Source organism: Paenibacillus sp. FJAT-27812 (assembly GCF_001273905.1).
Classification (GTDB): domain Bacteria; phylum Bacillota; class Bacilli; order Paenibacillales; family Paenibacillaceae; genus Pristimantibacillus.
This window is the reverse complement of the sequence record NZ_LIGH01000001.1, coordinates 3,402,225-3,415,778: the sequence shown is the minus strand read 5'-3', so window position 1 is coordinate 3,415,778 and position 13,554 is coordinate 3,402,225. Positions and strand designations below refer to the sequence as shown.

General features: G+C 48.2%; 9 protein-coding genes, 16 tRNA genes and 1 pseudogene. 3 read left to right on the top strand and 23 right to left on the bottom strand.

Annotated elements, in window-relative coordinates:
* Positions 1–100 precede the first annotated feature (100 nt).
* Entirely contained in the window at positions 101–1,714 is a 1,614-nt protein-coding gene (locus tag ADU23_RS14360) for a helix-turn-helix domain-containing protein (protein WP_053374348.1), read from the bottom strand.
* The gene (locus ADU23_RS14355) at positions 1,707–3,458 is read right to left on the bottom strand and encodes a sensor histidine kinase (RefSeq protein WP_053374347.1); all 1,752 of its coding nucleotides are present in this window, start codon (positions 3,456–3,458) and stop codon (positions 1,707–1,709) included. The genes ADU23_RS14360 and ADU23_RS14355 overlap by 8 nt, the downstream gene beginning before the upstream one ends.
* A gap of 301 nt (positions 3,459–3,759) precedes the next feature.
* Here ADU23_RS14355 and ADU23_RS14350 point away from each other — a divergent pair.
* The 3 genes and pseudogenes from ADU23_RS14350 to ADU23_RS14345 form a co-directional block, all read left to right on the top strand.
* Positions 3,760–6,441, top strand: a pseudogene (locus ADU23_RS14350) (rhamnogalacturonan lyase family protein); the annotation flags it as partial.
* 3 nt (positions 6,442–6,444) lie between these two features.
* Positions 6,445–6,903 carry a dockerin type I domain-containing protein gene (locus ADU23_RS34230; RefSeq protein ID WP_442950651.1) on the top strand — a complete coding sequence of 153 codons (459 nt, stop codon included), beginning with the start codon at positions 6,445–6,447 and terminating at the stop codon, positions 6,901–6,903.
* A 96-nt stretch (positions 6,904–6,999) separates the two neighbouring features.
* Positions 7,000–8,028 carry an S-layer homology domain-containing protein gene (locus ADU23_RS14345; RefSeq protein WP_063846197.1) on the top strand — a complete coding sequence of 343 codons (1,029 nt, stop codon included), beginning with the start codon at positions 7,000–7,002 and terminating at the stop codon, positions 8,026–8,028.
* Between the two features lie 58 nt (positions 8,029–8,086).
* Here ADU23_RS14345 and ADU23_RS14340 read toward each other — a convergent pair whose 3' ends face one another.
* From ADU23_RS14340 to ADU23_RS14240, 21 genes are all read right to left on the bottom strand, one after another.
* On the bottom strand, positions 8,087–8,839 hold the full coding sequence (locus ADU23_RS14340) for a hypothetical protein (RefSeq protein ID WP_053374345.1): 753 nt from the start codon (positions 8,837–8,839) through the stop codon (positions 8,087–8,089).
* The gene (locus ADU23_RS14335; RefSeq protein ID WP_053374344.1) at positions 8,836–9,534 is read right to left on the bottom strand and encodes an ABC transporter ATP-binding protein; all 699 of its coding nucleotides are present in this window, start codon (positions 9,532–9,534) and stop codon (positions 8,836–8,838) included. Before ADU23_RS14335 ends, ADU23_RS14340 begins: the two co-directional genes overlap by 4 nt.
* A gap of 7 nt (positions 9,535–9,541) precedes the next feature.
* On the bottom strand, positions 9,542–9,922 hold the full coding sequence (locus ADU23_RS14330) for a GntR family transcriptional regulator (RefSeq protein ID WP_053374343.1): 381 nt from the start codon (positions 9,920–9,922) through the stop codon (positions 9,542–9,544).
* A 45-nt stretch (positions 9,923–9,967) separates the two neighbouring features.
* Positions 9,968–10,723, bottom strand: coding sequence for an ABC transporter permease (locus ADU23_RS14325; protein ID WP_063846006.1), 756 nt, complete (start codon positions 10,721–10,723; stop codon positions 9,968–9,970).
* Positions 10,716–11,669 (bottom strand): ABC transporter ATP-binding protein, encoded by a 954-nt coding sequence (locus tag ADU23_RS14320; protein ID WP_053374342.1) that lies wholly within the window; start codon positions 11,667–11,669, stop codon positions 10,716–10,718. The genes ADU23_RS14325 and ADU23_RS14320 overlap by 8 nt, the downstream gene beginning before the upstream one ends.
* 154 nt (positions 11,670–11,823) lie before the next feature.
* Positions 11,824–11,905 (bottom strand) — tRNA-Leu (locus ADU23_RS14315).
* Positions 11,906–11,918: 13 nt separating this feature from the next.
* Positions 11,919–11,995 (bottom strand) — tRNA-Arg (locus tag ADU23_RS14310).
* A gap of 23 nt (positions 11,996–12,018) precedes the next feature.
* Positions 12,019–12,092 (bottom strand) — tRNA-Cys (locus ADU23_RS14305).
* Between the two features lie 7 nt (positions 12,093–12,099).
* Positions 12,100–12,174, bottom strand: a tRNA-Gly gene (locus ADU23_RS14300).
* Positions 12,175–12,181: 7 nt separating this feature from the next.
* Positions 12,182–12,256: transfer RNA gene (locus ADU23_RS14295), tRNA-Gln, on the bottom strand.
* Positions 12,257–12,287: 31 nt separating this feature from the next.
* Positions 12,288–12,363, bottom strand: a tRNA-His gene (locus tag ADU23_RS14290).
* A 20-nt stretch (positions 12,364–12,383) separates the two neighbouring features.
* Positions 12,384–12,457, bottom strand: a tRNA-Trp gene (locus tag ADU23_RS14285).
* Positions 12,458–12,466: 9 nt separating this feature from the next.
* A tRNA-Tyr gene (locus ADU23_RS14280) sits at positions 12,467–12,551 on the bottom strand.
* A gap of 3 nt (positions 12,552–12,554) precedes the next feature.
* A tRNA-Thr gene (locus ADU23_RS14275) sits at positions 12,555–12,630 on the bottom strand.
* Between the two features lie 29 nt (positions 12,631–12,659).
* Positions 12,660–12,735 (bottom strand) — tRNA-Phe (locus ADU23_RS14270).
* 14 nt (positions 12,736–12,749) lie between these two features.
* Positions 12,750–12,826: transfer RNA gene (locus ADU23_RS14265), tRNA-Asp, on the bottom strand.
* Between the two features lie 39 nt (positions 12,827–12,865).
* Positions 12,866–12,942: transfer RNA gene (locus tag ADU23_RS14260), tRNA-Met, on the bottom strand.
* Between the two features lie 15 nt (positions 12,943–12,957).
* A tRNA-Val gene (locus tag ADU23_RS14255) sits at positions 12,958–13,033 on the bottom strand.
* Positions 13,034–13,102: 69 nt separating this feature from the next.
* A tRNA-Glu gene (locus ADU23_RS14250) sits at positions 13,103–13,177 on the bottom strand.
* Between the two features lie 4 nt (positions 13,178–13,181).
* Positions 13,182–13,272 (bottom strand) — tRNA-Ser (locus ADU23_RS14245).
* A gap of 4 nt (positions 13,273–13,276) precedes the next feature.
* Positions 13,277–13,352 (bottom strand) — tRNA-Asn (locus ADU23_RS14240).
* Between the last annotated feature and the right edge of the window lie 202 nt (positions 13,353–13,554).

The following is a 13,554-nucleotide window of genomic DNA, read 5'->3' as shown; positions in this document are numbered from 1 at the left end:
TCTAAGGCTTTGAGCCATTTCTCTTGTATAAATTGTATAAAAAAAAGACGCCGACATCTGTCGGCGCCGTGACCATATTAACGGTGCTGTGACTTCTCACTCATACATCCTGATACTTTTTGCGATATTCCTGCGGCGTCAGGCCGGTCATCTTCTTAAATAGCTTGGAGAAATGCGAGAAGTTGGCATAGCCTACATTAAGCGCGACATCGCTGACTCGGTTATTCGTTTGCTCCAGCATGCTGCGTGCTTTCGTAATTCGCATTCTCACCAAGTAATCCGTTAGTGAATAGCCGGTTTCCCTCCGGAATAAGCGAGATAGATAGGCTGGGTTCAAATATACTGACTCTGCCGCTTGCTCGCGGCTGAATTCCTCGCCAAGATGCTCCTCCATATAGCGTTGAACCTTATCGACAACCTGCGATACGTCCTTCCCGTTCAAATGGGCGTATTCCGTTACTTGAGCGCTCATTTGCTGTGACCACACTCGCATTCGAGCCAATGACTTTATAACGTTTTCGCCAACCTCCCATTCTCTGTTCGTGAACACATCGGTCATCTGGACCGATTTTTTATTGAGCCACTCAATCAGCATATTCATAAAGCCATAATAAAAGGAAGCCATAAACGTGTAGTCGACGCTGCTCTGCTGCATTTGATCAAAGCACTCGTCAATCCGCAGCGCTAGCTCGGCCCGCTTGCCTGATTCAAGCAGCAGCGCCCAATCGGAGAATGGCGCCTGTTGGGGAGCGCTTTGTCCTTGCTTCTGCTTATTGTCCCGCTCCATAATAATCGCGCAACTGCTGCTGACGTTGCAGCGCTCTAAAGATAGCAGCGTCTGAACGGCAGTGCGCAGCTGCTTCACCTCTGCGTTCTCTCCGATATAACAGGATAGGTGGCAGTGCAGCATGCTTTTGCACTGATCAATAAACGTTTTGCATCGTTCTTTGATGACGGCGTTTGATGGCTCTGCCCCTTCTTGCATGTTATACAGCAGCACATACAAAATACCGCTGCCATCTTGTACAACTACGCCTGGGCCGCTTTGAAGCACAAGCTCCTCGGCTGCATTTTTAATGCCATAGGTCATAATTTCTTCGTCGCGTGCCGACCATTCCTCACGCCACTGCTCGATGCTGATGAGAATGACACGAATCGGGCTATCCGCTTGAAGCGGCAAAGCGTAATTTTGCAATGCGGAATCTAGCTGCTGCGGCGCGGCGGAGAGGCGGTAATGGATAACGTCCTGCCAGAAGCGCTCTATTAATATAGGACGCTGCTTGCTCCACTGCTCGTAAAATAAGCTGTACGTCCCGCGAATCTTTGCAAGCTGCTCCCGATCTCGCACTTTATCGAGCGCCTCGTTCACGCATGCCTTCAGCGCGTTGTGATCGATAGGCTTAAGCAAATAATCGAAGCAATCCAGCTGCACGGCCTGCTGCGCATATTTGAAATCCGCATGCCCGGTAAGAAAAATCGTCACGGTGGAGGGAGAATGCTCATTGGTCCACTCCAGCAATTCAATTCCGCTTTGATTCGGCATATCGATGTCCGATAACATAATATGTATCGTGTGCGCGGCCAGCACGGACTGCGCCTCCTCCGCATCAATTGCCGTATAGAAGTTGACAATAGGAAGCGTCGACCAATCTATTCCCTCTACGATGCCGCGAATCGCAATCTCTTCATCATCAACGACCAATAAGTTATACAACGGCCTTAACCCCTTCCACTAGCTTTGGAAATACGATAATGACAATTGCGCCGGTGCCTTCCGTTTGATTGCGGAATGTAATCGACGTCCGCTCTCCATAAAGGAGCTGCAGCCGGTGAATAACGTTCATGATGCCAAGGCTGCCCGACTCATCTTGCTGCAAAGGCTCCTTATTGTGCAGCTTCTCCAGCACTTCTGCGCTAAAGCCGATCCCATTGTCGCTGATCGTAAGCGTGAAACCATCGTCGGGATCGATTACCGCCGCTATTTTGATCTGGAACAGCTGTCTCCTGTTCTTGAATCCATGAATGATCGAGTTTTCTACGAACGGCTGAACCGTCAATGCGGCAATCGGGTAATTTAAAATCGTGTCCATCCCCTCAAACGTGCATTGAAGCTTGTCGGGAAAACGGATTTTTTGAATCGTCATGTAGTTCTCGATATGCATCAGCTCTTCTTTGAGCGTAATCGTGTCGCGATTTGCCTTCATGATGAAGCGGAAATAATCCGCAAGGTGCAGCGACATCTTTTTGACCGATTCCGTGTCATTCAGCGCTGCGAGATTATAAATAATATTCAAGCTGTTCATATAAAAATGCGGGTTGATTTGGGCTTGAAGCTGCTTCAGCTCCCCCTGCTTCACGCGAAGCTGCTCCTCGTACACATCGATTTTGAGCGTTTTGATTTGCTCCGCCATGACGTTGAAGGTGTTGCCTAGAAATTCAAATTCGAGCGTCTTGTTTTTGCGGAGTCTGACATCCAGCATGCCAAGCGATATTTTCTTCATCGCCAGAATCAGCTCATGCAGCGGTTTAAACAGCATGTTCCGCATGAAGAATAAGTAAATAAGCAAGATGGCTAAAAATCCAATAGGAGCAAACAGTGTAGCATTTCGGAAAAACAACAGGTTGCGAAGCAGCGTTTCCTCCGGAATGACGACGCGGTAGGCAATATTGACCATTTCGCTCATTCGGTTCATCACCAGATAGGTCGCGCCAGTTCCCCGGTCCGTCAGTGATTCATACGGTTTATCCGTTATTTTATAGCTCAGCTCGAATGGCGCCATGTTCTCCGTTAGCGATTGTACGAGGCGATCCCCATCATGCAAGTAGATGCCGTTATGCCCGATATCTCCGTCGCTCCACTGGATCGAGAGCATTTTGTTTATATCCTGCACTTTTATCATAGCGCCGACATACAGCCCTTCCGATACTTTAATAAAGTTGATCAGAAAAAACTTGCCGGGCATCCGCTCGTCGGCTCTAACCTCCCACGAATGCTGATCGTTCAGAAGCAGATTTTCTTCCGTCGTCATCGCATCCATATGGGATTTAATAATTTTTCTCGTATCGTTATATACGCTGTCGGTTCCAAAAATAATATCGTCCTTGTGGTACAAAAACACGGCATCGATAAGATTATAGACACCGACGTCGCGGTTCAGCTTCGAATCGATTCTTATTTTAGTTAACGTGTAGCCGTCGCTGTCCATCGGAAAGGACATAAGCAGGCCGACATCGGAGTCAAGCACGGACATTTTATAGAGGTAATCGTTGATTTGCGCCAGGTTGTGATCCGTCTGTCCGACATAAATATCGAGCGTATTTCGGTAGGTTTCCGATACCTTCTCTCGAACGATATCGCGTGAATAGCTATTGTTGATTAGCATATAAATGACGACCGGCAGCATGACTGCCATAAATCCGATAATCAGCCGAGTTCTTATCGATTTGCCGAACCTCACGCTCCGCTTTCCCCCTATCCTTAATTGAATCCTCTCTTATACTATCATTTAAAGCGCTTTCTTAAAATCAGTTAAATGATGAAATATTCAAAGTTAAGCGATACGTTTTGTAGCTTTATAACTGATTTTTGGTAGAAAAGCACTGGTTTTTGCATGTTATGTCTGATTCATAGCTTCTATACTGAAATGGAGTTTCATAATTTGCTGCTCCTAGCGCTAAGCATTGCGAGGTGAGCCAAAGTCTATATTGTAAGCGCAACCAATATAGGAGGGTAAAATGACAAAGGATGGTGGACGGTTAATGGGTTGGAACACGGCCAAAGCAACGAAGAAGGTACTCGCAATAACGACGGGACTAGCTTTGCTTCTCGGAACAGCGCTTCAAGCATCTGCTTCTGACATGAACAACAACCAATCAATCAGCAACTCTTCAGGCTTGCAGCTGGAATATTTAGACCGAGGACTTGTAGCCGCTGCCACGAATCAAGGCGTATTTTTGAGCTGGAGGCTGCTTGGCAATGAAGTTACAGGCTACTCCGCTGCGGGGATGACGGGCACTAATTTCAATGTCTATCGTGACGGCGCCAAAATCGCGTCGGTTGATGACAGCACCAACTATGTGGATACGAACGGCACAACCTCTTCCCAATATTATGTGGCGGCGGTCATAGATGGGCAAGAGGTGGATCAAAGCGATGCGATCTCCCCATGGAGCAATGCTTACTATGATCTCCCCCTGCGCAAGCCGGCTGACGGCGTCACCCCTGTCGGCGAAGCCTACACCTATGCAGCGACAGATATGAGCGTAGGCGACGTAGACGGCGATGGCGCGTATGAGTATTTTGTCAAATGGGACCCTTCCAACTCGAAGGATGTCTCGCAAAAAGGGTATACCGGGAATGTCTTTATCGACGCCTATCGATTTGACGGAACGCTGCTCTACCGAATTGATCTCGGCGTGAACATTCGGGCTGGCGCCCATTACACCGAGTTTATGGTTTATGACTTTGATGGCGACGGCAAAGCGGAACTGATGTTCAAAACCGCGCCAGGCACAAAAATCATCAAATTTGACGGGCAAGGCGCTGTTACATCCGAGCAGTACATTACGATGCCGCAAGCGGATATTGCAGCAGGCTACAGCCACACCGATGATTACCGGGTAAGCCGCCAAGATTATTATAACCATGTCGTAGAGATGTTTATGGGCTGGCAATCCCATGAAGAGGTTGTAAACGGCAATTGGCCTGCGACTTTGGAGGAAGCTTTCGGCATGGCGAAGCAATATAACTACCCGCTCTCACGCGCGGATGCAGAAGCCTTAACCGATTATTTCATGGATGTGTATGCGCCAAGCAGAAGCGCCAACAATAAGCTCCGCGAATTCGAAGGGTTTATTTTGAAGGGACCCGAATATTTGAGCGTATTTGAAGGCGAGACGGGATCAGAGCTCGAGACGATCCACTATAAGCCAGGGCGCGATGATGATGGACTTATGTGGGGGGATTACGCATTAGGCCGAATTGAGCCGGGCAACCGCGTTGATCGTTTCCTCGCCGGTGTCGCCTACTTGGATGGCGCAAAGCCTTATGCGGTCTTTGCCCGCGGCTATTACACAAGAACGACGCTCGTATCATACGCTTGGGATGGCAGTCATTTGAAGGAGCACTGGTTTGTGGATAGCGGCTGGGCGCCGATGACGAATCCATTCAACGATAGTCCGCATGGCAGGCCAGGCACCGATCCTCTTCTTGGATCATTGAATACCCAAGGTGCCCATTCCCTTAGTACGGCGGATGTAGATGGGGATGGCAAGCAAGAAATCATTTACGGCTCATCAACGATCGATCATGACGGTACTTTGCTTTACAGCTCGTCGGATGTCCTTCCTCCGGGCAGCGCTAATCCAGGCGTCGTTGCTGGACTCGGACACGGCGACGCGCTTCACGTTGCCGACATCGATCCGGACCGTCCGGGGCTTGAGATCTTCATGGTGCATGAAGGCGGCACCTATGCGCCTTACGGATATGCGCTTCGGGATGCTAAGACGGGCGAGATCATCTATGGCGGATACACAGGTAAAGATACGGGCCGCGGAATGGTTGGCGACGTTGATCCTGACCATCGTGGATTAGAAACATGGGCAGTCGGCTTATGGACTGCTGCCGGCACACGGATCAGTACGTCTGCTCCAGGCACGAACATGAATATTAAATGGGCTGCGGATATGACAACGCAAATCGTGAACGGCTCCGGCAACAGCACAACTACGATAGATGATTGGAAACGCGGACGACTGCTTACGGCAACAGATACAAGAACCAATAATGGCACGAAAGGAAATCCGTCCCTTGTTGCTGATATTTTTGGAGACTGGAGAGAAGAGCTGCTCGTTCGCACTGCGGACAGCTCTGCTATTCGTATCTTCGTCAGTACCGAGGTAACGAATCGCAAGCTGTATACGTTAATGCATGACGTTCAGTACCGTACCGGCATTGCATGGCAAAATACGACCTACAATCAGCCAGCATACCCGAGCTTCTATTTTGCATCCGATACAAGCTTCGCGAATGTACCGATACCAAATTTCTGGACACCTCGCGTAGATGAAGAGGTATTAAGCGGGGGCTCCTTATCCGGGCCAAAAGCAGCTGAAATCGGACAATCATTCACCCTTACCTATGCGCTGAACAAGGAGCAGAAGGAAGTGGTCGCACAGGATCTGACCATCGCCTTTGACGCAGATCAGCTGGAGCTTAGCGGACCACCGGAAGCAGTGGATGCGAACAAAATAACGATTGTCGATTCCGATACGGATACGCCTGGGCAATTGCGAATTCTCGCCGTACATCTAGGTGAACAAGCGCAACATGCCAGTGGCGAACTCATCAAGCTAAGTTTTAAAGTCAAGCCGACCGCCTCTTCTGGCATCTCCAACATCAGCATCGCTAAGCTGCATATCGCCGATAGCAGCGGCGTAGAAACCGTGCTCCAAGGCCATACGCACAGCATTGAAATTGGCGTTGATAAAGCCGCATTGAACGCGCTGATCACAAATGCTCAGCAGAAGCATGATGAAGCAGTAGAGGGCAATCGAATCGGTCAATACCCTGCCGGCTCAAAAGCTGCGCTGCAAGCTCAAATCGAGATTGCCAAAGCAACCGCAAATAACCCGGCTGCAACGCAAGCCCAAATCGAACAGGCTGCGCTTGATTTAAATGCAGCGCTCCAAACCTTCCTTGCTCTAGCTATTCAAAAGGTTGAAGGCGACTACAACAATGACAATACAACAAGTATCGGCGACCTAGCGATCATGGTCAAAGCATACGGCAAATCATCGGTTGATGCTGATTGGAATACCGTTAAAGCGTTTGACCTCAACAAAGATAATATGATCGATATTCAAGATCTTGTTGCGCTTGCCAAGCTCATTCTCAAATGGTAGCTATGGCAGCTAATTAATAGTTGATTGAACGTGGTGAGGGGAGGACAGGAAGCTGTCTTCCTCTCGCTCATTATGATGAAAGAAAGGATGATCATCATGAGGCGCAAGCTGACTTCGGCTTTATTAGGCATCATTCTCGCAGTAGTATCTATCCCTTCCATCGCTATGGGTGACAACGCTCCCTCATTCTCGCTATCGCTTCCCACTACAGCAGTCTCGACCAACCAAGATGTACGTGTAACGGTAAAAGGGGAGCAATTGGTCGACTTGTACGGTTACGAACTTCGGCTTCAGTATGATAACACGCGACTACGCTTCAAAAGCGCGGCTGCCCATTGGACAGGCTTATCCGTTCCAGCCTCCGATAAGGACGGTGTCATCACGTTTGCTCATACCAAACTTGGAAAAGCATCCGGGGAAAGTGGCACCGCCCAGATCGCTACGCTATCTTTTGAAACGATAGCTGCAGGTCCCGCCACATTTAAGCTAGAGCGCGTCAAGCTTGTGGACAGTAAGGTCGCGGCCACCACCTTAACGCCTAACGTGCAGGCAAAAATAAATATTTCTTCAAACAACCAGCCTATCCTTTTTGTTGATCTAGCGGGTCACTGGGCCGAAGCAAACGTGAAACTCGCAGTTGAGCTCGGTTTCATTAATGGTTATCCAGATGCTACGTTCAGGCCGAACGCCCAAGTGACAAGAGCCGAATTTACTGCTATGCTCGCTCGTGCAGTGCCATTGCCAGCCGGTGCTGTAGGAGAAGTGGCTCTAGATTTTGCAGACATCAGCGTGTTTCCAGACTGGGCAAAGCCTTACATAGCGGAAGCAGCGGCTGCCGGCATCATTTCCGGCTATGAGGATCGAACGTTCCGTCCCTGCGGCAAAATAAACCGTGCGGAGATGGCCGTTATGATTGCCCGTGCAGCAGGCTTTGTTTTAACGTTAAACCAGACCTCAACCTTCTCAGATGAGGCGCAGATTCCTAGCTGGGCCAAAACTGCCGTTACTGTTTCAGTTGATAAAGCGCTACTGATCGGCCGGGGCAATAACCGCTTTGTTCCGCTTGGGGATGCCACCCGGGCAGAGGCGCTTACGGTCATTCTCAAATTACGCGATCTACGCTAACATGCCAAAAAGGCGCTTAAGGGGATTGAACCCCTATGCGCCTTTTTCGATTGAGTTGTTACAGCTCTACTTTTTTGTTTAATAAATAATTCATCAAAAACAAGAATCCAACGGTAAAAGCCAGCTCAATGAGGAACGGACCTGCAAAATAGCTTAAATCATTGGAGGCGCCGAATGCAAATGAGCCTTCTGTCGATGTGCCCTTAATGGAGAAGAACCCCATCGAACCATCATCATGATTAAATACTACACTTGAAAGCCAAGCGATCAAAGCTTGCACGCCGAAGAAAAAGAGAATGCCAATCCAAGTTGATTTTTTAAACCTAAAGCTCCTAGCCACCGTAATGGATGCTAGGACCGATATCGTAAAAGTCGTGTAGGTCCATATTATGCTTAAAATCATGTAAAATATCGAGCCTTTTTCAAATTGAATATTCTTGTTCAAAAAGCTGTTATCGATATCCGAGAAAGCCGTATAGATGGGAATATGAATAGCTGCAATGGCAATGATCAGAACCGCGCAAATCCAGCTTAATAGGATAGTTGTGCCTGCTGCTTTCATTGGATGCAGCGGCAGCAGCCGGCGGCTGAACGACTTAATGTTTTGGTCAAACGTTCGGCAGCAATGGATGAACAACAGGATCAATGCCAGCGAATAGCCGAAAATACTGAACGAAATAACTAACGCTTCATTCCAGTTCCGCGTTATTCCGGTAATCGAGAGTGCCGCTTCTAAAAGAATCAATATGGCAAGCGTGCTGAGGATGCCATCGCTGCTTCGCTTCCAATCATATTTCAACAGCTTGATCATTCCCCAAACACCTCCTTAAACATTTCATCGACGCTTTTTCCGTGCGTGAGCCGAATATTTTCCACTTCATCCTGCAGCACGATCTTACCCTCCCGTATGAAAATAACTTCATCAAAGATACGCTCAATATCGCGTACAAGATGGGTTGATACGAGCAGGCTGCTCTCTTCGTTGTAATAGTTTACGATAGCATCCAAAATTTTCGCTCTTGCGACCGGATCTACCCCGCCAATAGGCTCATCGAGCATATACAGCTTAGCATTTCGGGATAAGGTGAGGGTAAGCTGCAATCTTTCGTTCATGCCCTTGGATAAAGCACTGACGCGATCCTTTTTGTTCAGCTTCATAAAAGCTAACATTTCATTTGCTTTCGCAACATCAAAGTCAGCATAAAAATCTTGATAAAACATGATCGCGTCCTCTACGCGCATCCAGCTCTCCGTAAGCGGCTGATCCGGCATAAACGAAGTAATCTCCTTTGTTCCTTGGCCAACTGATTTACCGTCTACACGGACAGAGCCGGAGGCTGGCTGAACAAGGCCTGCAGCGATTTTCATCAGTGTGCTTTTGCCGCTTCCGTTGCTTCCTAGCAAGCCAACAATCTTGCCGGGCGCTACGCTAAGCGATATATGATTTAAAGCCGTCTTGCCTGCATACGATTTTGATACATCCGTTAGTTGCAATACGCTTTCCACGTTTTCTTCACTCCTCTTTGTTATCCTTCTCTTCTACCGCTTGCGCAACAATCGTTACGATATCGTTGCTCGCAAACCCAAGCTCCTGCATTCCCTGTATGAAGCGACCGAGCAAATCGCCAGCCATCTCCTTTTTGATCTCCATAATTTTCGTCTCCTCGCTAGTCACATATCGTCCAAGCCCGCGCTTCGTCTCAACGATTTGTTCACGTTCAAGCTCCTGGAAGGTCCGCTGTATCGTATTCGGATTAATTTGCAGCTCAAGCGCCAGCTCCCGCACAGCAGGTATTTTATCCCCAGCCTTTAGCTTTCCGATGACAATCTCTTTCTTGATATAATTCATGATTTGCAAGTAAATCGGCAAATTATTATCGAATTCAATGCTCACAATTTTCCCTTCTCCCCTCCGCTGCTCTTAACAAAATTTGTTTTGCTAGGCAATATCCCGTTTTTTGAAAGTAACAAAGCTCACTGCAAGAAATAATGCGACATACGCAGCACATACGAGACTAGGGAATGTTATCCCTCCCGCGGATTCACTGCCTGTAAAGAGTGTCAAATCCGTGTTCATAAATAGAAGATATTTGGAGAAGTCATAGCTCGACAATAGCATTTTAAGCAAGCCCTCAAGCAATACAGCAGTCATCCCGATCCCAATGGTAGCTCCTGAGGAGCGCGTTAAAATGCCGAACATAAAGGTTAGAGTAACATAGATCGTGGTGTATACGGTTTGGAAGAGCATTGACTTTGCGACATCAAGCCATGTCACGTCGCCTGCCGAACCTTCAAAACCAAATGCGATTCCGCTTGCGGCAAGAGCAGCTGCTATCGTAAAAATAACGAGCGAGCAAACAAACAAGATAGCTGCCACATATTTTGAGGCTAAAATGGTGCTTCTTCTATGCGCTCTGATTAGCAAAAATTTGACTGTGCCTAATTGATGCTCCTTCGCCACGATCCCGGCTGTAAATATGATCGCTACTATCGTTACAATCTGCCCAACTCCGTTGGTGGACATAATCGATGCCGCAAATTCAAGCATAGATGGCAATCCCTCTTGAGCCAGTTCCTTAATTAAATAAGTGAAGCCGGCAACTGTTATGAGCATGACCGCGTATGCGATAAAGAAGCTTCGCTTCTTCGACATTTTTAACCACTCGTTCAAAACTAATTTATTAAAATTAAGCAATGCGGCTACCTCCCGTCCATTTCAAAAACTCATCCTCAAGCGACAGCTTCGTTTCCGTAATTCTATAAATTTTTATTTGCTCACTGCCTAGTTTGGCAACGACCTGTGGAATAAGCTCATTATCTAACGCCAGCAGTAGCTCATTCCGCTCCGACGTAAGCGGTGCAACCTCGACCCCTTTAATCGTTGCAGCGACCTTAACTGCGAGTTCCGCATCATCTACCCGGATGGCAACCGTAATTTGCTGTGATGGCTCTGCTGCGTCAATTAAGGATCGATGGGTTACATACTTCCCTTCCTGAATAACGACTACTCGGCTGCACATCAGCTCCATCTCGGATAATAGATGGCTGGATACGAGAATGGATATGCCCTCCTTGTCAGCAATTTGCTTCAAATATTGCCGCATCTCGCGAATTCCCGCTGGATCAAGGCCATTGGTTGGTTCATCCAGTATGAGCAAGGAAGGACGATCCAGCAGTGCTTGCGCAATGCCAAGTCGCTGTCTCATACCAAGAGAATAAGCCTTCACCTTCTTCTTCATAGCTGCCTCCAAGCCAACAAGCTCGACGACTTCTTTAATCCGCTCATCCGTAATCCCTTCAGACATCCGCTGATATTGCTTCAGATTATCCTGACCGGTCATGTAAGGGTAGAACTCCGGATTTTCGATAATGGCTCCAATATGGCGAATGGCCTTCGTGAAATCGTTGCGGATGCTATGGCCCTGGATGATCACGTCACCCTCCGACATTTGAATAAGTCCCACGATCATGCGGATTGTCGTTGTTTTCCCTGCTCCATTTGGGCCAAGCAAACCAACAATCTCGCCTTTATGAATATCAAAAGACATGCGATCTACAATTGTTTTGCCTGCAATACGCTTCGTTACGTTCTTTAACGAAAGAACGGCCAATGCTTCTATTTTCTCAGTAGCTGCTTTCATCTTCGCTTACCTCCAGTGTCCTTGTGTGTTAGTTACATAGTACACTAGGAAAATGGTTGTGTAAAGGGGGTAATTTAGGAAAATAATGAAATAGGTGAAAACACAAAAAAACTCTCAAGATCCTAAGGATCTCAAGAGTTTATGTAAGTAATTATGGTGCCGATGAGAGGACTCGAACCTCCACGGTTTCCCTCACGATTTTGAGTCGCGCGCGTCTGCCATTCCGCCACATCGGCATTTAGGTAAATATGGCGTGCCCTAAGAGATTCGAACTCCTGACCTTTTGATTCGTAGTCAAACGCTCTATCCAGCTGAGCTAAGGGCACATATTTATTTCTCAAAAAATCTGTGGAGGCGCCACCCAGACTCGAACTGGGGGTAGAGCTTTTGCAGAGCTCTGCCTTACCACTTGGCTATGGCGCCAAATAAATGGAGCGGAAGACGGGAATCGAACCCGCGACCCTCGCCTTGGCAAGGCGATGCTCTACCGCTGAGCCACTTCCGCATATAAATGGCTGGGGATTCAGGGATCGAACCTGAGAATGACGGAGTCAAAGTCCGTTGCCTTACCGCTTGGCTAATCCCCAACAAAGTATGCAATGCTAATTTTTGAATTAATGGGGCGATCGAGGGGAATTGAACCCCCGAGTGTCGGATCCACAAACCGATGCGTTAACCACTTCGCCACGACCGCCACGTTCAAAAATATTTAATTGGCAGGGGCAGCAGGAATTGAACCCACACCAAAGGTTTTGGAGACCTTTGTTCTACCTTTAAACTATGCCCCTAAGGTAAACTGGTGGAGGATGATGGATTCGAACCACCGAACTCAGAGAGAGCAGATTTACAGTCTGCCGTGTTTAGCCACTTCACTAATCCTCCATGTGGTGCCGTCGAGAGGACTTGAACCCCCAACCTACTGATTACAAGTCAGTTGCTCTACCAGTTGAGCTACAACGGCATATTCACTTGTCAAGCATGTACATCTAATGGTGGCTCGGGACGGAATCGAACCGCCGACACGAGGATTTTCAGTCCTCTGCTCTACCGACTGAGCTACCGAGCCTGATGTTGTTTAAGTGGCGGAGCTGACGGGATTCGAACCCGCGGTCTCCTGCGTGACAGGCAGGCATGTTGGGCCACTACACCACAGCTCCACATCATAATCTCGGAAAGATCCGAATGGTAAAGAATTTTGGTTGCGGGGGCAGGATTTGAACCTGCGGCCTTCGGGTTATGAGCCCGACGAGCTACCGGGCTGCTCCACCCCGCGTCGTTAATATTTAAATGGTGGAGGCTGACGGGATCGAACCGCCGACCCTCTGCTTGTAAGGCAGATGCTCTCCCAGCTGAGCTAAGCCTCCGTGTTGAGCGACCTTCATATCATATCATAGGCCTTTGTTCTGTGTCAAACACTTTTTTAAAAGAAATGTTGGTGACCCGTAGGGGACTCGAACCCCTGTTACCTCCGTGAAAGGGAGGTGTCTTAACCACTTGACCAACGGGCCTTACTGGCAGAGAGGAAGGGATTCGAACCCTCGAGACCCGGTTAGAGCCTACACGATTTCCAATCGTGCTCCTTCGACCACTCGGACACCTCTCTACAATGGCTCCCCGAACAGGACTCGAACCTGTGACAACTCGATTAACAGTCGAGTGCTCTACCAACTGAGCTATCAGGGAATATTAACACTTTCAAAGCAAATTGCGCCCTGAAAACTGGATACGAAAGATTAGGTTTGCTGAAAACCTCTTTAACTGTGTCTGCTGGATGTATGGGTCGCAGCAAACGGTTTTAGGATAAGCCCTCGACCGATTAGTATTCGTCAGCTACACACATTGCTGTGCTTCCACCCCGAACCTATCAACCTCGTCGTCTTCAAGG

Coding starts and splice junctions, on each gene's coding strand:
- ADU23_RS14345 (WP_063846197.1), top strand. CDS start 7,000: ATGAGGCGCAAGCTGACTTCGGCTTTATTAGGCATCATTCTCGCAGTA.
- ADU23_RS14340 (WP_053374345.1), bottom strand. CDS start 8,839: ATGATCAAGCTGTTGAAATATGATTGGAAGCGAAGCAGCGATGGCATC.
- ADU23_RS14320 (WP_053374342.1), bottom strand. CDS start 11,669: ATGAAAGCAGCTACTGAGAAAATAGAAGCATTGGCCGTTCTTTCGTTA.